This is a genomic window from Pseudomonas sp. NPDC090201 (genome assembly GCF_044746825.1).
Taxonomy (GTDB): Bacteria; Pseudomonadota; Gammaproteobacteria; order Pseudomonadales; family Pseudomonadaceae; genus Aquipseudomonas; species Aquipseudomonas putida_AD.
In genome coordinates this window covers 889,335-911,047 of sequence record NZ_JBIVCX010000001.1, presented here as the reverse complement: position 1 = coordinate 911,047, position 21,713 = coordinate 889,335, and the positions used below count along the sequence as shown (strand labels likewise).

Genomic DNA, 21,713 nt, shown 5'->3' with positions numbered 1-21,713 from the left:
GCGAAGTGCGGATCGGATCGAGCTTTAGCGCTTGGCTGGACGAAGGGGCGTTGCGGGAGGGAAGACTGGAGCGGGTGAAGGGAATCGAACCCTCGTTATCAGCTTGGGAAGCTGGAGTAATGCCATTATACGACACCCGCTTTTGACGCTTGCAGCGGCTGACTTTGTACCAGATGCAGGCACTGAATTGAAGCGTTAAATGCGTTGCGGGCCAAATCCTTTATTGCAATGACAAGGGTCGGGATTCATCCGCCGAGGGCTGTGAGGCGGTGGCTGGCGGATGAATCCGTTCCTTGAGACCGGCATGGTCAGATTGCAAATGCATGGTTCGCGTGTACCTGTCGGTAGCGGTTTCGGCTGGGCTCGGGCGCCGGGGTGAGGAAGCTCAACAGGGCGTTTCGCGAGTCCAGGCAGGCGCTTTTATGCTCCATGTCTAAAAAGTGGCCTGCATTCTTGATGGTGCTGAAGTGGCAGTCACGCACGTGGTTCTTGAACAACCGGGCGTCGACGGCCGAGGTGTATTCGTCCCATTCCCCGTTCATGAACAGCACCGGAACATTGATCCGTTTGGCGGCCTTCAACTGTTTGTGCGTGGTGGCTTCCATCACATGGTTGATGTGGTGGTGCATCTGCGCGTACTCGTGCAGGTCCAGAGAGCTGACGTGTCTGTAGTTGAAGCGCTTGAACAGCGACGGCAGGTGTTTGCCGATGGTGCTGTTAATCAGCGTACCGACTTCGTAGCGATCGAATGCACCCAGGTGTTGCTGGCCACGTTGCAGGTAGTCGCGCATCGGCTCGTTGATGACCGGTGAGAAAGAGCTGATCACGGCCTTCTCGATGCGCTTGGGCCGGTGGGCGAGGGCCACCAGGGTCGGCGCGCCGCCCCATGAGAACGACATGATGTGTTCTGCGTTGAAGTGGTCGATTAGCTCCAGCAGGATCTGTCCTTCGGTTTCCTTGGTCAGCGGCCGGTCGATGATGTTGTGGGGTTTTGATTTGCCCGCGTAAGGCTGGTCGTACAGCACCACGTTGAACTGCGGGTGCAGGTTGCGGACGGTCTGGGCGAAAGATGCAGTAGTGGCCAGTGAGCCGTTGACCAGGATGATGGTCTTTTCTGCGGCATCTGCGCGATAGAACTCCGTGTAAACCCGAAACTGGCCCTGTATATCAAGCACAGCGATTTCTGGCCTCATATCCATGTCTCCTGACGAAAAAACAGGTGTGCGCGCAACCACGTTGCACGAGTTTCGTGACAGGTAGGCAATAGCCTTGAAGGGGGCCCATGTCGGATCGGAACAGCTTGTCCGACAGGTATTGTTATTGGCGGGCGGTTTGCCGAACGTGTCGCTTCGAGGCGGTCGTGACGACAAAAGGTTTCTTAGAATAGGTTGGTGACTCATCAGTCACATGTGGACCGACGATTGGATTCAAGCAGGCGATCCCGGAACCCGCAAGTGCCGTTCGTGAATTGTCCTACACGACCTGCCGGGCGGTCGAAAGACGTCAGATTTGCTGAATCTCTTCAGCTGTCAGCGGCCGGTACTGCCCGGGGGCAAGCGCAGGGTCGAGCACCAGTGGGCCCATGCTTTCGCGGTGCAGGCGCACGACCTTGTTGTCGAAGAAGCCGAACATGCGCTTTACCTGATGGTAGCGGCCTTCGACGATGCTCAGGCGGGCGCGGTGGCTGTCCAGCAGGGTCAGTAGCGCGGGCAGGGTGGTGAGGTCTTCGAAGGCGAAGTAAAAACCTTCGGCGAATTTTGTGACGTAGTGCTCACCGATTTCCTGCTCGGTTTCGACGTAGTAGATCTTCGGCAACTTGGTGGTCGGCTGGGTGAGGCGGCGGGACCACTGGCCGTCGTTGGTGATGAGCATAAGCCCCGAGGTGTTGAAGTCCAGGCGACCGGCGATATGCAGGTCGTGCTTGTCGGGCTCGTCGAGCAGGTCCAGCACGGTGGGGTGTTGCGGGTCGACGGTGGCGCTGACGCAACCTTGCGGTTTGTGCAGCATGAAGTAGCGCGCGGGTTTGCCGGATTGCAGGAGTTCGTCGTCGAGCATGACCTGGCTGAACTCACGGACTTCATGCAGCGGATCTCTGATGGTCTGGCCATCGACCCTGACCCGGTTGGCCAGCAGTGCAAGGCGCACCTCCTTGCGGCTGAAGCGGGGCAGGTTGCTGAGGAAACGGTCGAGGCGCATGGGGTTTGGGTCGGTGTGTGGGCCCTCAATGGTACGTGAAAACCTTGGAGCTGGATTGACCTTGAGGACGCCCCCGCCGGCAAGCCGTGCTGCTACGGGCGTGGGGCGGCGCAAATCGTTGTAGCAGCCGGGCTTGCCCGCGGGGCGATCTTGAGGACGCCCCCGCCGGCAAGCCGTGCTGCTACGGGGTCTGTGTGGGTTCGAGGAGGCCCGCGCAGCGCGGACACAGGCACGCCTTGTTGCGCAGTTCTTCGGGCAGCGCGGCCAGGACGGCGGGGTCGATGGTTTCGCTGAAGCACCAGCAGGCCTGGTCGGCCGTGCGTGGGTCGGCCAGGGTGCATTTGTTGCTCTGGCCGCAGACGGGGCAGGTGTCCGGGCTGGTTGAAACGGTGGTCATGCGGGCTCTGCCATCTCGGTACAGACCCGATTGCGGCCGCTCTGTTTGGCGCTGTAGAGCGCCTGGTCGGCGCGGGCGATCAGGCTTTGCAGGGTGTCGCCTTCGTGCAGCTCGGTGAGGCCCAGGCTGACGGTAACTTGCAGGGCCGAACCCGTGAACACGTAGGTGTGTTGCTCGGCCAGCAGGCGAATTTTCTCGGCGACGCGTCGGGCACCGCTGGTGTTGGTGTCCTTGAGCAGGATGATGAACTCTTCGCCACCCCAGCGGCAAATGATGTCGCTGTCACGCAGGCAGCGTCTGACGTCGTCGGCAAACCCGGTGAGCACTTCGTCACCGGCCAGATGACCGTGGGTATCGTTCAGACGCTTGAAGTGGTCCAGGTCCAGCAGCATGGCCGACAGCGCCTTGTGGTCACGACGAGCTTCGGCAATGGCGCTCATGGCGACCTGATCGAACCCGCGCCGGTTGGGCAGACCGGTGAGGCTGTCGAGCATCGCCTGGCTCTCGATGCGCATCTGGAAGCGGCGGATGACGCGATTGAGCAGGTACAGCACCAGCAGCATCACCGCCAGGCAAATCGTAAGGTTCAGGTACAGCGACTGACGAATGTCGGTCAGTGCGCCGTCCTCGCGCTTGTCGACGAACAGGTACCAGTTCAGCTCGGGGATGTATCGCACGTTGAGAAAATGCGAGTCGTCCGGCGAGTCGTATTGGTAGCTGCCGCTTTGCGGCTTGGGCATTTGCTGGCGCAATTCCTTGAGGTCGGGAAGGTCGCGCAGCACCTGGCCGATCTTCGCGCCCTGCGGCCCGCCCTCGGCGCCAGTCAGCACCAGGCGCCCGAAAGCGTCGACGAAATACACGCTGCGTTGGTAGCGCTGCTGGTAGCGGTCGATCAGTTTGATGACGGCATCGACGGTCAGCCCCACGCCAGTGGCGCCGATGAGCTGGTCGTTGTAGTCGAAGACCTTGTAGTTGATGAAGAAGGTCAGGTTGTCCTTGTTGGCAAGGTCCGGGTCGACGTTGATTTCGTACGGCTCGGCCATGTCGCGCACGCGGTAGTACCAGACATCCCGGGGCTCGTCGGGGCTGATCTTTTTCAGCACGCCCTTGGCCTGGTAATAGGTCAGGCTTTTGTTGGAGACGAAAAACGAGGTGTAGGCGCCATAGTGATCCATCACCTCCTTGAGGTAGCGGGTCATTTGTTGCGGATCTTTCTCTCCGGCCACGACCCAGTCACGCACGAAAGTGTCGCGCGCCATCATCGAGGAGATCAGCACCGGGCGCACCAGGTCCTTCTGGATCTCGGAATAGACCGTGTCCGAGGTCAGGGGCAGCTCGGTGTTGACGATGCTGTCGCGGATGGCGTCTCGCGAGGCAAAGTAGCTGAGCAATGACGTCGCCAGAAAGCCGCTCCCCAGAAGGATCACTAACGTCAACAACAGGGAGCGCTGTGAGTGGAGCGTGGAACGAAAGGGCATGACCAGTCCGCTTGAGTGAAAAAGAGTCCATTAATAGAGACATGCTAGCCTGAGGCCACCCTGTTGCGCCATGCCAGCCTCGCTTTTATGAACCGGATGTTTCAGGGCGTGATCCTGTGCGTTCCCCCGGGCGCATCGAATGCCGGCGCTCGTCCCAGCACTGCCTTGATCGCCGAGCATCGACAGTGCACCAGCAGGATCTTGTCGTAGTGAATTCCCAGGCGTTGCAGCTCGTTGAACAGTTCTTCCAGGCTTGGGCTGGTGACGCCGAAGCGATTGCGTATGGTCAATACGTCCATCGGCGTGGCCGGCACTGTCGGCCAGGATGCGTGTTGGCTGTCGCTGACGAAATTGCTGATGTCCTGGTAGCTTTCGTAAGCGTCGCTCTGGAACTTCATCAGCTTGTAGTTCTTGATATGCCCCGGCAGGGTGGTGCCCGCCAGCAATCGTTTGCCCTCGGTCAAGGTGGCGAAGGGCGCCACGCCGGGCCCGGGGACGGCGCGTGTGTTGTCCAGCAGTGCGTAGGGCTTTATCAACTGGCTGACCACCTTGTGCAGCCCGGGGTCGACCAGTTCATGGCCATGGGGGGCATACAGCCGAAGTTCGGTGCCGTTGGGTATCTGTGTCGCCCGGCTCCAGGGCAAATGGTAGCCGTGGCTGCTGACCACAAGCGTGCGGGCCTGGGCGCGTTGGGAAGTCCACAGCAGGAACCGCTGTCCCAGCTTCCACACGCGCACCGATTCGCTGGCGAACGCTCGGTTGGCGGCCACATCCCAGTTTTTCAGGGTAAGACCTGTGTTGAAGTAAGGGCTGAGCACCGTTTTGCGTGGATGGGTGAGGCGTTGCAGCCAGGTGCCGAAGTTGCGCAGCGGCACGGAAGGTGCCACGGAGGGCGCAAGCCTTGCCCTCGCGCCCACCCGCATGAAGCTTCCCAGCAGGCGTGGGGTCGCGGGGCCCAGTTGCAGCAATCCCAGAGACAGGATCGCCACCAGCACCTGGCGACGCTCCGCATCACGGTCGCCGGGTAGACTGGCCGCCTGAATCTTCAGTGCCAGGCTGGCGGCGCTGGCGGTCAGCGAGGCAATGGCCACAGGTGGCAGCAGCAAGGCCATCGGCGCCAGCATCAATTGCAGGCGATCGACCCACCGCGACCAATAGTTCAGCGTGAGTTCACGCTGGGTGACGATGCTGTCTTGCGCATCATGGAGGCTGTCGCTGCGCAAATGCTCAAGGATGAAGCCGGTGGGCGATTGCGCCACTTCGTGCATGAAAAACACATGATTGCTGGCCTTGTGGATGGCATCGTTGTACAGCCTGATGGATGTGGGCCGCAGTATCGAGGGCGGCAGCGGCGGCTGTTCCACTCCCCCCCAGATCTGCAGTATGTAGTCCAGCCGCTCATGGAAGCGCATCGGCATGTACTGTAGAAGCGTCCGACGCCAGTCTTCATTGGCCGCCGATTGGCGAAGATGGGCGACCAATTCTGCTCGGTCCCGAAGCTCCACGAATGTGGCTTGCTGACCTGACTGATACAGGATCCAGCCAGGCTCGCGCTCATGGTGCAGTAACAGCAGGCCCGGACAAGGCGGATTGACGCCACCGGTCAGGTGACCGCTGTCCAGTTGGAAACCCAGTGCGCTCCAGCGCGTCTGACGTGTGATGGGAGACGTGCGGTCCTCCTCCAGTGCGAGTACCAGGCAATTGAACCCCTTGCGCGTCAGCTCGCCGTTTTTCAGACAAAACAGCGCCTGCGCTATCAGGGTGGACGAGAGTGCGCGCTCGATGGCCGTGGCTTTGCGTTCCCAGAAGCTGTTGAGCCGCGCGGTCATGACCTCCAGAAACCCGATGCTTCTGATGTAGGCCTCGATGCTGGCCGCCTTGACCGGAATTTCCTTTTCCTGCTTCCAGGTGCCTTGCCCGCTGAGGTCGGTGTAGACCACCCAGCGTCCCCCCAGGTCGTCGTAACCGCTCGGTTCAAGGGCCCGGAAATTCTGTACCAGCGCCTGGCCGAGGGCGACCGGGCGCTCGCTCGGCACTATCAGGATGTTGGTCGCCGGGGTTGTTGCGCTACCCCAGGGCTTTCTCGACGTCCCCGGCCGGTAGCGGATGAACACTCGCCTGGGGTCCAGATCGATCCCGTGGGCCTGTTTGAGCCACTTGCCCATGATCCGGTCAGCCACTACGTGTGGCGTAGGAATGCTCTCGCGCAGACCGGGTTCGCTGTGCCAGCAGCCCAGCGCAGCGAGGATTGCCAATGCCGGTTCTATGGGAGGCAGCAGGTAATCCTGTTGCGGCAGCTCACTGCCGTCGAACACCTCCAGAAACCCTTCAGTCTCGGGGTGTATCAGGGCAAACAGACGCTGTGCATTGCACAGGTAGGTAAAGACATCGCTGATCTCGCTGCCCAGTTCAAGGCCATTTGCAGTCGGTGCCAGGTTCAGATGCAGGCGGTGCCAGGGCGATGCGTTGAGCGCCTGCATCACCTTCTCGGGTTTCCAGGGGGCGGTATCGCTGATGTATTCGTGACAATAGGGTTGCTCGCCCAGCACGTGGATGTAGCAATGCCCGGTGGTCCGGGAGCGCTGGTGGAATACCCCCGGGATGGGGTCGTCGTTGAGCATCACGCCGTGCAGGGTCGAACGGTGGGTCAGTGCGGTTGTGCCCAGGCGCTGCAGGGTGTCCGGCAACTGCACGAGCCCCAGCACATCCAGCCCGAGCCGGTAGCCGTCGCTGCTGATTTGCCGACGTCGTTGTTGATGATCCAGGCCGTCCAGAAACGACAGCTTGGCAAGCATTTGCCAGGTCTGGCCGTGACGGGCCCAGAAGTGGCTCAGCTGCTGGTCGTATTCCCACGACCAGTTGCCTTGCAACAGCAGCTTGAAGAGTTTTTCCAGGGTAAAGCCCGGCAGGTCATCATGCACCGCGCGGTCGGGAACCGCGCCGCGTTGCAGGGCCAGCAGCGAACGGGTTTCCAGGGTCATGCGCCCCAGTTGCCGCAGGGACAGGCGCCATTCGAAGTGTTCATTGCCAGCGGCATCCACTGCAGGATCCTGATCGGTGGTGAAGTCGACATGCAGCGCGTCCAGGTTCACAGGTTTGCCCAGATGGCTGGCCAGGGCCTGACTCCAGCGTTCATCCAGCCAGGTCAGAATCGAGGGCGGGCAGTCCAGCGCCAGTTGCCAGGCCTTGAGCAGCCAGGGCGAGCCCGAGAGCAGCCTTGCCACCCGCCGGTTGCGCAGTCTTGCCAGATGTTTGTGATGCAGCGTTGCAGGTGGGGTGCGGGGTGGGGCGGGGTTGCTGTTGGTGTTGTCCATGGCGGGCATTCAGTGAGCTCAAAAGCTGCTCACTATGGCGATTTCTGGCGGCAGAAAGCGGTAACTATGTACCACCATCGTCTGTCGCCATGGTGCTTGTTATTGCGGTGCACAGATGCCGCAGGGGCAAGGCGCGATACCGGCCGCCTTGCCCGCAATTGTCAGCCTTGCGCTTGCAGCACCACCACTCGCTGCCCGGAGCGCACGGCCGAACCCGGCTGCACGCGAATCTCGCTGACCACCCCGGCAAACGGCGCCAGCACCGGGATTTCCATTTTCATCGACTCCAGAATCACCAGCGTGTCGCCTGCCTGCACTTGCTGCCCGACGCTGACCTGTACCTGCCAGAGGTTCCCGGCGATGTGGCTGTCCACGCTCATCTGCCCCGGCAGCAGCGCAGCCTCCTCGGTGAGTTCGGCCACTGCTTCGTCGCTTTCGAACGTGGCCTGGCCGTTGGCGATCCAGCGCTCGCGCTCGGCGTTGAAGGCGCTCTGTTGCTGAGTGCGAAACGCCTGGATGCCTTGGGCTTCCTGCGCCAGAAACGCCTGGTATTCAGCAAGGTTAAGCGTGCTGTGTTCGATCGAAAGCGGGTAGCGCCCCAGCGGGAAGTCGCGGCGGATTTTCAGCAGTTCATCGGCGCTGACCGGGTAGAAACGGATCTGGTCGAAGAAGCGCAGCAGCCAGGGTTTGCCGTCGAAGGCTGCGATGTCCCGGTAGCGGTTCCACATCTGCAGGGTGCGGCCCACGAACTGGTAACCGCCGGGGCCTTCCATGCCATAGACGCACATGTAGGCGCCGCCGATGCCCACCGAGTTCTCGGCGGTCCAGGTGCGCGCCGGGTTGTACTTGGTGGTCACCAGACGATGGCGCGGGTCCAGCGGCGTGGCCACCGGCGCACCCAGGTACACGTCGCCCAGGCCCATCACCAGGTAGCTGGCGTCGAAGACCGTGCGCTGTACTTCGTCCAGATTGGGCAGGTCGTTGATACGGCGGATGAACTCCAGGTTGCTTGGGCACCAGGGTGCATCCTTGCGCACCGTGGTCATGTATTTCTCGATGGCCAGCTGACAGGCCGGGTCGTCCCAGGACAACGGCAGGTGCACGATGCGCGAAGGCACTTCCAGGTTGTTGCTGGCGCACACGTGTTCCCATTCGGCAGCGACGATTTTCAGCAGGTCGGCCAGCGGCAGCTGTTCCGGCTGGTAATGCACTTGCAGCGAGCGAATGCCGGGGGTGAGGTCGATCACGCCATTGAGTTGTTTGCTCTCCAGCGCCTGCATCAGCGCGTGGCCGCGGAAGCGCAGGACCAGGTCCAGCTCCGGCGCGCCGATTTCCAGCAGCAGGTGGGTGTCGCCACTCAAGCGCGCTTTGATGCGGGTGTCGTTTTCGCCGATGTCCAGAACGACGGGGGACTGTAGGAGCGCGCTTGCCCGCGATGACGATTGTTCTGCCTCTACAAGTGTGTCGGATGTACGGGCCTCGTCGCGGGCAAGCGCGCTCCTACAGACGAGCGAGCGGGCGTGCTCTACGGTGACCGGGATGAACCTGACCTTGTCCCCCGCCTTGAGCTGCCCCAACTGCCACAAATCCGCTTCGATGATCGTCACCGGGCACACGAACCCGCCCAGGCTCGGCCCGTCCGGTCCGAGGATCACTGGCATGTCGCCGGTGAAGTCCACGGCGCCAATCGCATAGGGATTGTCGTGAATGTTCGAAGGGTGCAGGCCTGCTTCACCGCCATCGGCACGCACCCACTCAGGCTTGGGCCCGATCAGGCGCACGCCGGTGCGGCTGGAGTTGAAATGCACTTCCCAGTCGGTGGCGAAGAAGGTCTCGATATAGCCTTCGGTGAAGTACTCCGGCGCGCCGTGGGGGCCATAGATCACCCGGATATCCCGCACGTCTGGCAGCTCTGCAATCTGATGCGACGCAATCTGCCGTCCCGCTTCACGGTCGGTCAACGGCGCCAGGTGCAGCACGTCGCCTGCGCGCAGCGCCCGGCCGGCATGGCCGCCGAACTGGCCCAGGGTGAAGGTGCTTTTGCTGCCCAGATAATCCGGCACATCCAGCCCGCCGCGCAGGCACAGGTAGCTGCGCGCGCCTGATCCGGCGATGGTGCCCAAGGTCAGGGTCGAGCCTGCGCGGATCAGGATCGACTGGTTCATCGGCTGTGCCTGGCCATCGAGCGTCAACGGGATCACGGCGCCGGTCACGGCCACCACCGCATCGGTGTTGAAGCGCAGCATCGGCCCGCTCATGGTGATTTCCAGCGCGGCGCAGCCTTCGGCGTTACCCAGCAGGCGGTTGCCCAGGCGCAGCGAGCGACTGTCCATAGGACCCGAGGGCGGTACGCCGACGGCCCAGTAGCCGAGCCGTCCGGGGAAGTCCTGCACGCTGGTCTGGGTGCCGCCGCTCAATACTTCGAAAGTGTCGGCCTGATAGACCAGGCCTTCCAGGCAGCGGGTCCACGGCTGGCCGCTGGCGAATGGCGCATCCTCGATGATCTGGCGCAGGTAGTCGCGGTTGGTTTCGACGCCATACAGGCGAGTCTCGGTCAGCGCCCGGGTCAATCCTGCGCTGGCCGATTCCCGGTCCGGCGCCCAACTGATGACCTTGGCGATCATCGGGTCGAAAAACGGCGGGATCTCGCAGCCCGCTTCCACCCAGGTGTCGATGCGCAGGGCCTTGCCATCGGCGGCGGGGAAGTGCACCGAGGTCAGCAGGCCCGGGCTTGGCTGAAAATCGCGGCCCGGATCTTCGGCATACAGACGTGCCTGAATGGCATGCCCCGAAGGTTTCAGATTCGCGATCAGTTCCTGCAACGGCGGCAGGTCACCGGCGGCCAGTTGCACCATCCAGCTCACCAGGTCCACGCCCCAGACCTGCTCGGTCACACCGTGCTCGACCTGCAAGCGGGTGTTCACTTCAAGGAAATAGAAACGCTGATCGTCGCTGTCGAAGACGAATTCGACGGTGCCTGCGCTGCGATAACTGACGGCCTTGGCCAGTTTGATCGCGGCCGCGCACAGCTCATCAGCCATGCCTTCGGGCAGGTTTGGCGCCGGGGTTTCCTCGAGGACTTTCTGGTTGCGCCGCTGCACCGAACAGTCACGCACGCCGAGGGCGATCACTTCACCACGGCCATCGCCGAACACCTGCACTTCCAGGTGTCGAGCGCGCTGAATGTATTTCTCAATGAACACGCCGGCGTCGCTGAAGTTGTTCTGCCCCAGACGTTTGACCGCCTCGAACGACTCGCTCAGTTCGCTGGCACTGCGGCACACGCGCATGCCGATGCCACCGCCGCCCGCGGTGCTTTTCAGCATCACCGGATAGCCGATGGCGTCTGCCGCTCCCAGCGCATCTGCAAGGCTGTCGAGCAACTCGGTGCCTTCGAGCATCGGCACGCCGTGTTGCCTGGCCAGTGCGCGGGCGGTGTGTTTGAGGCCGAATACGCGCAGTTGCGCAGGCGTCGGGCCGACAAAGGCGATCCCCGCGTCTTCGCAGGCCTGGGCGAAGGCGGCGTTTTCGGAGAGAAATCCGTAGCCCGGATGAATCGCCTTGGCGCCGGTGGATTGGGCGATGGCGAGGATCTTGTCCACCGCAAGATAAGTCCCGGCCGCGCCGCCTTCGCCGAGGCTGTGGGCCTGCTGCGCCTGGAGAATGTGCAGGCTGGCGGCATCGGCTTCGGAGTAGACCGCCACACCCTCGACGTTGAGGGCGCGCAGGGTACGCAGGATGCGGCAGGCGATGGCGCCGCGGTTGGCGATCAGCAGTTTGTCGAACATGGTTTTTACCCCAGGGATCGCGCTCGTCGATCCCGAACCGGGTAGCGGGCCGTCCCGCTGTTGTACGCGTTGCGCGAAGGCCGTCCCTCGCGCCGAAATCCTTCAATGCAAACCTGTGCCGCTCAATCCCAGACGAGCAACTCGGCCGGCGTGGGGTTGTAGCCGTTGCACGGGTTGTTCAGTTGCGGGCAGTTGGAGATCAGCACGATCACGTCCATTTCCGCCCGCAGCTCGACGTATTTGCCGGCAGCGGAAATGCCGTCCTCGAAGGTCAGCCCACCTTCGGCGGTGACCGGCACGTTCATGAAGAAATTGATGTTCGGGCTGATGTCGCGCTTGCCCAGGCGCCCGTCGTGGGAGCAGGCGCGCAGGTAGTTGTCGCGGCAGCTGTGCATGTGGCGTTTTTCCAGGGCGTAGCGCACGGTGTTGCTCTCTTGCGCGCAGGCGCCGCCCAGGGTGTCGTGGCGTCCGCAGGTGTCTTCGACGATGGTCAGCATCGGCTTGCCAAGGTTGGAATACAGCACGCTGCCTTTGCTCAGGTAGACGTTGTTCTGTTTGCGCAAAGTGCGTTGCACGTCGTAGCGCTCGCGCGGGTTGGCCAGGCTGTAGAACAGCGTATCGACGGCCTGGTTACCTTCCAGATCGAGCAGGCGCAGGGTCTGTCCGGCCTTGAGTTCGGTCAGCGACGGCTCGCCTGCCGGGATGTGGGTAATGGAAATGGGGGCTTTCTTGGCGGCGGTGGTCATCAGAAGGTCCTCAGGCGAACAGGCGGTCGGTGTTGATGAAGCCGCGCACGTTTTCCTCGCGCGAGGTGCGGCAGTGTTCGGCGACGCTGGGGTCGGCCTTCATCCAGCTCAGCTTGACCGGCTGTGGTGCGTATTCGGGGTTGGGGTCCATCGGGTGTTGCAGCGCCGTGAGCACCACCAGCGTGTCCATCGGCGCGTACAGCTCGATGTAGTCGCCGGCTTTCGAGTTGCCGGGCACGAAGGCCAGTGCGCCTTGATGGTCCACGTTGACCCGGCTGAACAGGTTGAGGGTCATCAGCAGGTCCGACAGGCCCAGGCCCCACTTGCCCATTTCCACCAACAGGTTGTCGGCGCCGTTGCGAAAGAAGCCGTTGCGCAGTTCCTGGTAGCGGCCCTGGCCGTATTTTTCAGTGACTTCTTCAGCGCACAGCACGCCACCGAGGCTGTCGCTCCAGCCGCAGGTGTCAGCGGTGATGGCCGCCAGCACGCGGCCCATGTCCGAGTACAGGCAGTGGCCGGCGGTGAGCTTGGCGGTGTGCTGGCACTTGAGGCTGTCGGGCAGGTTCAGACGCTCGGTTTTTTCATGGGCGTTGAACAGTGTGAGGCTCACGTTGGCACCGCCGTTGAGGTCGGTCAGGCGCAGCAACTCGCCCCGCTTGAGCACGAACGACAGGTGGCCGCCACCGGGCAGCAGTTCTTCGGCGAATACCGGGAATACAGCGGTTGAGTCAGTCATGGTTGAAATCCTTCAGGCCGATTGCAGCGATTCGATGGCCGCGCGGGCGGCGCGACGGTCGCTGTTCAGGGGAATGTCGTAGGTGATGCGGGCGCCATAGGCTCCGGGGGCGTGCGGGTCGATGCGAACCTTGTCGAAGACCATCAGGCGCGTGCCCAGGTTGAAGCCCTCGGAGAGGTCGTGAGTGACCATGAACACCGTGAGTTTCGTCTCGCGCCACAGCTCCAGCAGCAGGAAGTGCATGTCCTTGCGAATGCCGGGGTCCAGAGCGCCGAAAGGCTCGTCCAGCAGCAGTACGCGAGGCTTCATGATCAGCGCCTGGGCGATGGCCAGGCGTTGCTGCATGCCACCGGACAGTTGCGTCGGGTATTTGTCCAGCGCATGGCCCAGGCCGACCTTGTTCAGCAGCGCGGCGGCCTGCTCGCGGGCGTCGAGCTTGGCACCGCCGAACAGCCGGCCCAGCAGCCTGGCCCTTGGCAGTTCCAGGCCCAGCGCGACGTTGTCCAGCACCGAAAGGTGCGGGAAAACCGAGTAGCGCTGAAACACCACGCCACGGCTGGCATCCGGTTCATTGGCCAGCGGCTGGCCGTCCAGCAGGATCGTGCCTTTGCTCGGCACTTCCTGGCCCAGCAGCAGGCGCAGGAAGGTCGATTTACCACAGCCGGAGGCACCGACCATGGTGCAGAACTCGCCCTCGGCGATGCTCAGGTTCAGGCCTTCGAGCACCACCTGTTCGCCGTATTGTTGCCAGACGTTTTTTACCGAAATGAAGCTCATGGCCGAGCGCCCTCGTACCAGGGGAAGGTCTTGCGGGTCAGGGCTTTCAGGCCCCAGTCCATCAGCCAGGCGAGGAAGGTGATCCAGACTACGTACGGCAGGATCATGTCCATGGCCAGATAACGACGCACCAGGAAGATCCGGTAGCCCAAACCGTCGGTGGAGGCGATGGCCTCGGCCGCGATCAGAAACAGCCACGCCGAACCCAGCACCAGCCGCAGCGAGATCAGCAAACGCGGCAACAGTTGCGGCAGCACCACCCGCAGAATCAGCGTCCAGGTCGAGGCGCCCAGCGTCTGCGCCTTGATCAGCAACTCCACCGGAATCTCCCGGGCGCGCTGCTCCAGATCGCGGGCCAGCACCGGGGTGATGCCGATCACGATCAGCATCACCTTCGACAGCTCGCCCAGGCCGAAGACGATGAACAGGATCGGCAGGATCGCCAGCGGCGGCACCATCGACAGCACCGTCAGTAACGGCGACAACGGCGCGCCGAACAGCGGCAACACCCCCGAGGCGATACCCAGGCACAGGCCCACGACCGCGCTGATCGCAAGGCCGATGGCCAGGCGTTGCAGACTGGACGCGCTGTCCTGCCAGAGCAGGTATTCACCGGTGCGCTGATCGGGCACGAAGGCTACGCGTTTGATCGCATCGGTCATCTGCACGGCGCTGGGCAGCAGCTTGTCGTTGGGGTTTTCCGTCAGCCGCGTCGCCGAGCCTGTGAAGTAGGCGAACAGCAACAGGGCGAACGGCAGGATCACCAGAACCAGGCGGCTGGCGCCATCGGGGCGGCGGTTTATCAAGCGCATGTCAAATAACCTGTTTGAAGCGGATTTTAACGTGATCGCTGCGGCCTCTTCGCGAGCAAGCTCGCTCCCACAGGCTCTGCGTATAGGCTCGCCATCCCACGTCCTCTGTGGGAGCGAGCTTGCTCGCGAATGGCTGTCACGGATTGCAGAGCAGGTCGCCCAAGCCTTTACAATTTGCCGTCAGCGGCCAACTGCACGTAGCTGGGGTCGAAGTGCAGCTTGAGGTTGCCCTTGTCGCCTTCGGTCACGCTGTTGGCGAAGCTCATGCCCACGGCGCTGGCATCCTTGGCGCCTTCGCCGAGCAGGCCGTGCTCGAAGGAGAAGTCCGCGACCTTGCGCATGGTGACTGGCAGCTGTTTGCTGGTGGCAAACTCCAGTGCCTCTTTGGGCGTGGCGAACAGCTTGGTGGTGTCCAGTTGCGACTGGAAACCTGCCAGGTCCGTGCCCGAGGCCTTGGCCATGTGTTCCAGTGCGGTTTTGGCTTCGGCGTTTTTCGCGTTCATCAGGGCGACGACTTCGAACCAGGCGCCGGTCAGTGCCTTGCCCAGTGCGGGGTTGTCTTTGAGGGTCTGGGTGTTGACGACCATCATGTCCATGATCTCGCCCGGGATCTTGCTGGAGTCGAACACCTGGGTCACGCCCGGCTTGGCCTTGATCTCGGAGAGCATCGGGTTCCAGGTGGTCACGGCCTTGACCTGATCGGTGTTGAAGGCGGCGGCGATGTCGGCGTCGGAGGTGTTGACCACTTTCAGGTCTTTCTCGGTCAGGTCTACCGAGTCCAGCGCGCGGGCCAGCAGGTAGTGCGAGACCGACAGCTCAACCAGGTTGACGTCCATGCCCTTGAGGTCGGCGACCTTTTTGCCATCGCCCTTGATGACGATGCCGTCATTGCCGTTGGAGAAGTCGCTGACCACCAGCGCCGTGCTTTCCACCCCGCCCGCAGCCGGAATGGTCAGGGCGTCCATGTTGGTCATGGTGCATCCGTCGAACTGGCCGGCGGTGTACTGGTTGATCGATTCGACGTAGTCGTTGAGTTGGGTGACCTTGATGTTGATGTTGTACTTCCTGGCCCACTTGTCGACGATGCCCTGGGTCCCTGCGTACTCCCATGGCATCCAGCCGGCGTAGATGGTCCAGCAGACGTCGAAGTCCTTTTTCGGGGCGGCGGTGGCCGAGAGGCTCAGGGCAGCGATGAGGCCTGCGGTCATCAGGCCGAACAGACGGGATTTTTGCATCGTGAAAAACCTCCAGTAACGAAAAGGGGCGGGCAGGAGTCCGGCGACACCAATGGTGTCCTGTCTCCCGGGCTTTTATCCCGCCGTGTAACCTCTACTGGAGGTCGTCGACTCTCGGACCAGCCACTCGCTTGAAGCGAGCCGGAACCCTAGTCGGCTATTTGCAAATTGTGGTGCCGCGAACCTTGAGTGACTCCTGCACAAGGTTCGCTTAAGCGAGAGACGTGCCAATTATCGGCAAACCATGCGGGCTGTGGCGCGGGCGGGAAATGGCGGAATAACAAGGTGCATCGGGGTGCACTGTTGCGGGGCGCCGTCTGGCGGAAGGGTTTTACAGTGGGGCACTCGGGAGGGATCTTGCGGTCTTAATTTACGTTCTCGGCAGTTATGAGAACGCCGACCAGCGCCGCTGGTTTGAGCTCTATCGCGGTCCAGGAGGCCGCCATGTATCGACGAAGCTTGCACCTCAAAAGCCTGATGGCAGCTTTAATGACCTTGTCCCTGGCCGGTTGCTACGGAGGCTACTACGAATCGGAGACCTACACGCAGCCCGTCTACAGCAGCGGGTACAGCAGCGGCTACGTGTATGACAGCTATCGTCCCTACGGGCCGACCGGGTATTACGGCGGCTCCTCGGTCTATTACTCGTCGCCGCGTTATTACTCGGCCCCACGGTATTACTCGCCACCTCGTTATTACGCGCCTCCTCCGCGCTACTACGGGCCAGGCTACGGTCGCCCGGGCTACGGCGGCGGCCACTGGAATGGCGGTGGCGGTGGTGGTAACTGGAACGGCGGCTCCGGCTACCGTCCTCCACCCACAGGCCCAAGGCCGGGCATGGGCGGTGGCGGCTGGAATGGTAACCACGGCGGTGGCGGAGGCGGCGGTGGATTTGCCCCGTCCAGGCCATCGGGCGGCAACATGAGGGAGGACGGCAACTTCGGTCGCGGCGGTCACGGCGGACCGGGTGGCGGCAACCGCTGAATTCAAACCCACACCAAAACGGCGCTCTCAACAGCGCCGTTTTAATGAGCTACGCAATCCCTGTAGGAGCGCGCTTGCCCGCGACGGCGGTGTGTCATTCACCGATGCATCGTCTGATACGACCTCATCGCGGGCAAGCGCGCTACTACAAATATCGATTCAGTAACCTGACAAATCCGCCAGCGGATGCCGGCCTTCCCACGCCTTCTCGAAATGCGCATCCACCACCGCCAGCGGGATCTTGGCAATGTCCTGCCAGTGCCAATGGGGCGTGTGGTCCTTGTCGATCAGTCGCGCCCGCACACCTTCGGCAAACTCAGGATGCCGGCAGCAATTGAGGCTCATGGTGTATTCCATCTGGAACACTTCGGCCAGGGACAGATGCCGGGCGCGCTGGATCTGCTCCCAGACCAGGTGCGCGGTCATCGGGCAGCCTTCGCTCAAGGTTTTTGCCGCCTTGGCCAGCAGCGCATCGCTGGAATGCAGTTGACGCTTGAGCGCAGTCCACGCGCAGGCAATATCGGCGACATCCAGCAACTCATCGATCTGCTGGCGACGAGGCAGCCACTGCGGCTCCGGGCGTTGATCCAGTGCTTCCTGCTCCAGCGCCTTGAACAGACTGTTGAGCTGCACGGCGGTCTGTTCCTGCCAGTTGAGTTGCAGCAGCCGGTCGATCATTTCCTCCTGCTGGCCGTCGAGCAGGAAGCGGTCCGCCAAATCCAGGTCCAGCGCATCGCGCCCGTTGATGTGCGAGCCGGTCAGGCCCAGGAACAGCCCCAACTTGCCAGGCAGGCGCGACAGAAACCAGCTGGCGCCAACGTCGGGGTACAGGCCGATGTTGATCTCGGGCATCGCCAGGCGGCTGCTCGGGGTGACGACGCGAATGCCGGCGCCTTGCAGCAGGCCCATGCCGCCGCCGAGCACATAACCGTGGCCCCAGCAGATCAGCGGCTTGGGATAGGTGTGCAGGGCGTAGTCCAGGCGATATTCCGCCGCGAAGAACTGCGCTGCCAACGGTGGGACTTTTCCGGGCTTGCCGCGAGCAGCCTCAACCAGCGCACGTACGTCGCCGCCGGCGCAGAACGCTTTTTCACCATTGCCGCGCAGCAACACGCAGACGATTTGTGGGTCGCTGGCCCAGGCGTCGAGACGATCCTGCAACGCCAGGATCATGGGCAGTGACAACGCATTGAGTGATTTTTCCGCGTCCAGCGTGGCAACGCCCAGACGGGCGCCGTCGGTTCCGGTGAGCTCTTCGAATTGCAGATTCATCGTGACCTCGTGTTCGTGGAACAGGCTTTCATCAAGGACTGGGAGTGCTGCCTGCGCCGGGAAGTTGCACCGAACTGATGCAGTGGAGTGTAGGAAACCCGTGGCGCGTTGCGCTGGAAATAAATGGTGGTTGCCCCTAAAGTCCGCCCATTGTTTTTCCGGATATGACCATGACCGACGACGACCGCATCAAACTCGAGCCCAGCTGGAAGCAGGCCCTGCGCGAAGAATTCGAAAAGCCCTACATGGGCGAACTGCGCGAGTTCCTGCGCCAGGAGCACGCGGCAGGAAAGGAAATCTATCCGCCTGGCCCGCTGATCTTCAACGCCTTGAATTCGACCCCGCTGGACAACGTCAAGGTGGTCATTCTCGGTCAGGACCCGTACCACGGTCCAAACCAGGCCCATGGCCTGTGCTTCTCGGTACAGCCGGGTGTGCCGGCGCCGCCGTCGCTGGTCAATATCTATAAAGAGCTCAAGCGTGACCTGAACATCGACATCCCCAACCACGGCTACCTGCAATCCTGGGCCGACCAGGGCGTGCTGATGCTCAACACCACCCTGACCGTCGAGCGGGCCAATGCGGCGTCTCACGCTGGCAAGGGCTGGCAGCATTTCACCGACAAGATCATCGAAACCGTCAGCGCCCATCAGCCGCATCTGGTGTTCCTGTTGTGGGGCTCTCACGCCCAGAGCAAGAAGAAGCTGATCGATGCGTCCAAACACCTGATCCTGACCTCGGTACACCCCTCGCCGCTGTCGGCCTACAAGGGTTTCCTCGGCTGCGGGCATTTCGGCATGGCCAACAAGTATCTGCAGCAGAATGGATTGACGCCGATCGAGTGGCGGTTGCCCGCTAACGTCTGATCGCCCCTTGCCCGTAGCAGCACGGCTTGCCGGCGGGGGCGTTATTAAGGACGCCCCCGCCGGCAAGCCGTGCTGCTACGGGTGGGTATTTCGTCAGGTCGGTTGCTTGTTCCAGTACCTGAACAACGGCTCAGCCAGAAACAACACAAACAACAGCCGCATCACCTGCATCGCCGTCACCAACGGCACCGACAACTGCAACACCTCCGCCGTCAGGCTCATCTCGGCGATGCCACCGGGCATCATGCCCAGGGTCAGCGAGCGCAGATCCAGGTGCGTTGCGGCGCTGAGGATCCAGGCGCACAGCGCGGCGATGCTCATGGTCAGCGCCGTGCCGATCAGCGTACGGCCCATGAATGACGGCGCGCGGCGAAAGAACGCACGGTTGAAGTGGCAACCCAGGCCGCTGCCGATCAGCCACTGGCCGATCTGGCTGCCGCCGTTGGGCAGGCCGGTGTGCAGGTCGAAACCGACGCTGACCACCGCACTCACCAGCAACGGCCCGAACAGCCACGGGTTGGGCTGTTTCAAGCGTTGCCAGCCCCAGGCAACCAGCGCGCCGAGGGGAAACAACACCGCCAGCCAGGTCCAGTCCACCACAACCGCGTGGGAGGGCGGGGCACCGTTGCCCATCAGGTATTTGAAGATCGCCGGAACGCACAGCACCACCGCCAGCACCCGCAGGCTTTGACCGGCGGCGACGTTGCTGAGGATCGCGCCATTGCGCGCGCCGAGGTTGACCATCTCCCCAGAGCCGCCGGGCATGCTGGAAAAGAACGCCGTGGCGCGGTCTTCGCCGGTGCGCAGCATCAGCCACACGCCGACCACGCTGGAGACGCTGGTCACCAGTGCGCCGATGAAAATCAGGCCAAAGTGCGAAAGGACTTGTTCGATGACGACCGGGGTGAAGTGCAGGCCGATGCCGATGCCGACCACCCATTGGCCGCATTTGCGGCCGCCGGGGATTTCAGCCAGCTGCCACGGGGTGAGGCAGCGGATCAGGATGATCGCCAGCAACGAGCCGACCATCCAGGGCAAGGGCCAGCCGACCTGGCTGGCGAGGTATCCCCCCAGCAGGCCGACCAGCGGTGTTCCCCACCACGTCTTGAAGGGCCGGTCAGACATCGGCCAGTGCGCGACGCTGAACGCTGCGCTTGCGCCAGATGCGGATCAGCGGCAGGACCAGCATGAACGCAGTCACGACCCACACGCCCAGGGTGATCGGGCTGGACCAGAGGATGTCCATCGAGCCGTTGGAGATCGACAGCGCGCGACGCAGGTTCTGTTCCATCAGACCGCCGAGAATGAAGCCCAGCAGGATCGGCGACAGCGGGAAGTCCAGCTTGCGCAGGATGTAACCGAAGATGCCGATGCCGACCATCAGGAACAGGTCGAAGGTGGTGGCGTGAACCGCGTAGACGCCGATCCCGGTGATGATCGCGATCACCGGCACCAGTGCCCAGTTCGGCACGGCGAGGATGCGGGTGAAGATGCGGATCATCGGGATGTTGAGGATCACCAGCATGATGTTGGCGATGAACAACGACGCGATCAGGCCCCAGACGATGTCCGGTTGCTGTTGGAACAGCAGAGGGCCGGGGGTGATGTTGTACAGCGACAGCGCGCCGATCATCACCGCGGTGGTGCCCGAACCTGGAACGCCCAGGGTCAGCATTGGCACCAGTGCACCGCAGGCGGTCGCGCCGATGGCGGTTTCAGGAGCTGCCAGGCCGCGCATGTCGCCTTGTCCGAATTTTCCGCTCGCGCCTGCGATACGTTTCTCGGTCATGTAGGTCACGGCGCTGGCCAGCGTTGCACCGGCACCCGGCAGCACGCCCATGATGAAGCCCATCAGGCCGCAGCGGATGTTGACGATGAACACCGAGCTGGCTTCCTTGAAGTTGAACATCATGCGCCCGGTGGCTTTCACCGCTTCCTGGCCGCGATGAGTCTTCTCCAGCAACAGCAGGATTTCACTGACCGAGAACAGGCCCAGCACCAGCACCACGAACTGAATGCCGTCGGCCAAGTGGATGTTGTCGCCGGTGAAGCGGTACACGCCGCTGTTGGCGTCGATGCCGATGCTCGACAGGAACAGGCCGATCAGCGCCGCGACGAAGGTCTTGAGCGGTCGGTCACCGGCCATGCCGCCGAGGCAGACAATGGCGAAGACCATCAGCACGAAATACTCCGCCGGTCCGAAGGCAATCGCCCATTTGGCCAGCAGCGGGGCGAACATCACCATGCCGCAGGTGGCGATGAAGGCGCCAATGAACGAACTCCACGCCGACAGCGACAACGCAACGCCAGCCAGGCCCTGACGAGCCATCGGGTAGCCGTCCAGTGCGGTCATTACAGTGGACGCTTCACCTGGAATGTTGAGCAGGATCGAGCTGATGCGCCCGCCGTACTCGCAGCCCAGGTACACCGCCGCCAGCAGGATCAGCGCCGATTCAGGCGGCAGGCCAAGGGCGAAGGCAATCGGAATCAGCAGCGCCACGCCGTTGATCGGGCCCAGACCCGGCAACAGACCGACGATGGTGCCGATCAGGGTGCCCGAAAGGGCGGTGACCAGGTTGTACGGGGTCAATGCGACGCCGAAGCCCTGGCCGAGGTAACCGAGCGTATCCATATCAGTTCTCCAGAACGTCGAGCAGGCCCAGGGGCAGAGGCACATCCATCACTTTGTCGAAGAGCACGTACAAAAGGATGCTCATCAAGGTGGTGATGACGATGCTCGGTAGCCAGCGGCCGCCGTACAGGCGGGCCATCGGAATGCCGATCAGGATGCTGCTGAGCACGAAGCCCAGAGGCTCGAAGCAACCCGCGAAGATCAGCAGCAAGGCGGTGCAGGCAGTGATCTTGATCAGGGTTTCACGATCCAGCGGCGGCTCGTCTTCGGAGTGCTTGATCGGTGCCGGACGAAACACCATGTACAACAGCGAAATGCCCATCAGCCCCAGCATCAGCAGCGGAAACGCGCGGGGGCCAACAGGTTCGTAGGAAAACGGGGCCTGATAAGGCCAGGCCATCAGTGCCAGGCCGATACAGGCCAGCAGCAGCACGAAGGCGAACAGTCGTTGCAAGACCATAGGAAGCTCCTGGGCAGCGC

At 62.5% G+C, this 21,713-nt stretch carries 17 protein-coding genes, 1 tRNA gene and 1 riboswitch; of the genes, 2 read left to right on the top strand and 16 right to left on the bottom strand.

Translation table 11 applies throughout. The annotated features are described in order from the left end of the window. Nucleotides 1–66: 66 nt before the first annotated feature. The 12 genes from ACIPOO_RS04190 to ACIPOO_RS04135 all read right to left on the bottom strand — a co-directional run bounded on the left by ACIPOO_RS04190 (nt 67) and on the right by ACIPOO_RS04135 (nt 15,479). A tRNA-Gly gene (locus ACIPOO_RS04190) sits at nt 67–140 on the bottom strand. Between the two features lie 168 nt (nt 141–308). After that, nucleotides 309–1,193: an alpha/beta fold hydrolase gene (locus ACIPOO_RS04185; protein ID WP_400604642.1), complete on the bottom strand. Its 885-nt coding sequence runs from the start codon at nt 1,191–1,193 to the stop codon at nt 309–311. A 310-nt stretch (nt 1,194–1,503) separates the two neighbouring features. Further along, nucleotides 1,504–2,196: a pseudouridine synthase gene (locus ACIPOO_RS04180; RefSeq protein WP_400604640.1), complete on the bottom strand. Its 693-nt coding sequence runs from the start codon at nt 2,194–2,196 to the stop codon at nt 1,504–1,506. Nucleotides 2,197–2,377: 181 nt separating this feature from the next. After that, entirely contained in the window at nt 2,378–2,593 is a 216-nt protein-coding gene (locus tag ACIPOO_RS04175; RefSeq protein WP_400604638.1) for a cysteine-rich CWC family protein, read from the bottom strand. Next, the gene (locus ACIPOO_RS04170; RefSeq protein WP_274135841.1) at nt 2,590–4,071 is read right to left on the bottom strand and encodes a sensor domain-containing diguanylate cyclase; all 1,482 of its coding nucleotides are present in this window, start codon (nt 4,069–4,071) and stop codon (nt 2,590–2,592) included. The genes ACIPOO_RS04175 and ACIPOO_RS04170 overlap by 4 nt, the downstream gene beginning before the upstream one ends. 101 nt (nt 4,072–4,172) lie before the next feature. Continuing rightward, nucleotides 4,173–7,385, bottom strand: coding sequence for a dermonecrotic toxin domain-containing protein (locus ACIPOO_RS04165; protein WP_400604636.1), 3,213 nt, complete (start codon nt 7,383–7,385; stop codon nt 4,173–4,175). 161 nt (nt 7,386–7,546) lie between these two features. Continuing rightward, nucleotides 7,547–11,173, bottom strand: a complete 3,627-nt coding sequence (gene uca / locus ACIPOO_RS04160) for an urea carboxylase (protein WP_400604634.1) — start codon at nt 11,171–11,173, stop codon at nt 7,547–7,549. Nucleotides 11,174–11,295: 122 nt separating this feature from the next. Then, complete coding sequence (locus ACIPOO_RS04155; protein WP_400604632.1) at nt 11,296–11,919, bottom strand: urea amidolyase associated protein UAAP2; 624 nt, start codon at nt 11,917–11,919, stop codon at nt 11,296–11,298. Nucleotides 11,920–11,929: 10 nt separating this feature from the next. After that, a complete protein-coding gene (locus ACIPOO_RS04150) occupies nt 11,930–12,655 on the bottom strand; it encodes an urea amidolyase associated protein UAAP1 (protein ID WP_400604630.1) in 726 nt (241 codons plus the stop codon). 12 nt (nt 12,656–12,667) lie between these two features. Continuing rightward, nucleotides 12,668–13,432 carry an ABC transporter ATP-binding protein gene (locus tag ACIPOO_RS04145; protein ID WP_400604628.1) on the bottom strand — a complete coding sequence of 255 codons (765 nt, stop codon included), beginning with the start codon at nt 13,430–13,432 and terminating at the stop codon, nt 12,668–12,670. After that, the gene (locus ACIPOO_RS04140; RefSeq protein ID WP_400604626.1) at nt 13,429–14,244 is read right to left on the bottom strand and encodes an ABC transporter permease; all 816 of its coding nucleotides are present in this window, start codon (nt 14,242–14,244) and stop codon (nt 13,429–13,431) included. The genes ACIPOO_RS04145 and ACIPOO_RS04140 overlap by 4 nt, the downstream gene beginning before the upstream one ends. Before the next feature lie 167 nt (nt 14,245–14,411). Further along, nucleotides 14,412–15,479 carry a putative urea ABC transporter substrate-binding protein gene (locus ACIPOO_RS04135; protein ID WP_400604624.1) on the bottom strand — a complete coding sequence of 356 codons (1,068 nt, stop codon included), beginning with the start codon at nt 15,477–15,479 and terminating at the stop codon, nt 14,412–14,414. 62 nt (nt 15,480–15,541) lie between these two features. After that, nucleotides 15,542–15,643, bottom strand: a riboswitch (guanidine-I (ykkC/yxkD leader). Between the two features lie 280 nt (nt 15,644–15,923). Here ACIPOO_RS04135 and ACIPOO_RS04130 point away from each other — a divergent pair. Continuing rightward, nucleotides 15,924–16,463, top strand: coding sequence for a hypothetical protein (locus tag ACIPOO_RS04130; RefSeq protein ID WP_400604622.1), 540 nt, complete (start codon nt 15,924–15,926; stop codon nt 16,461–16,463). A 159-nt stretch (nt 16,464–16,622) separates the two neighbouring features. Here the strand turns inward: ACIPOO_RS04130 and ACIPOO_RS04125 are convergent, their stop codons facing one another. Beyond that, nucleotides 16,623–17,735 (bottom strand): enoyl-CoA hydratase/isomerase family protein, encoded by a 1,113-nt coding sequence (locus ACIPOO_RS04125; protein ID WP_400604620.1) that lies wholly within the window; start codon nt 17,733–17,735, stop codon nt 16,623–16,625. A gap of 170 nt (nt 17,736–17,905) precedes the next feature. Between ACIPOO_RS04125 and ung the strand changes: the two genes are divergently transcribed. After that, nucleotides 17,906–18,601 carry a uracil-DNA glycosylase gene (gene ung / locus ACIPOO_RS04120; protein WP_274135830.1) on the top strand — a complete coding sequence of 232 codons (696 nt, stop codon included), beginning with the start codon at nt 17,906–17,908 and terminating at the stop codon, nt 18,599–18,601. 93 nt (nt 18,602–18,694) lie between these two features. On the opposite strand, the gene ACIPOO_RS04115 is transcribed toward ung, so the two are convergent. The 3 genes from ACIPOO_RS04115 to ACIPOO_RS04105 are packed head-to-tail and all read right to left on the bottom strand — an operon-like array spanning nt 18,695 to nt 21,693. Next, nucleotides 18,695–19,726: an AbrB family transcriptional regulator gene (locus tag ACIPOO_RS04115; RefSeq protein WP_400604618.1), complete on the bottom strand. Its 1,032-nt coding sequence runs from the start codon at nt 19,724–19,726 to the stop codon at nt 18,695–18,697. Beyond that, nucleotides 19,719–21,233 (bottom strand): tripartite tricarboxylate transporter permease, encoded by a 1,515-nt coding sequence (locus ACIPOO_RS04110; RefSeq protein WP_274135541.1) that lies wholly within the window; start codon nt 21,231–21,233, stop codon nt 19,719–19,721. Before ACIPOO_RS04110 ends, ACIPOO_RS04115 begins: the two co-directional genes overlap by 8 nt. A 1-nt stretch (nt 21,234) precedes the next feature. Next, on the bottom strand, nt 21,235–21,693 hold the full coding sequence (locus ACIPOO_RS04105) for a tripartite tricarboxylate transporter TctB family protein (protein WP_400604615.1): 459 nt from the start codon (nt 21,691–21,693) through the stop codon (nt 21,235–21,237). Between the last annotated feature and the right edge of the window lie 20 nt (nt 21,694–21,713).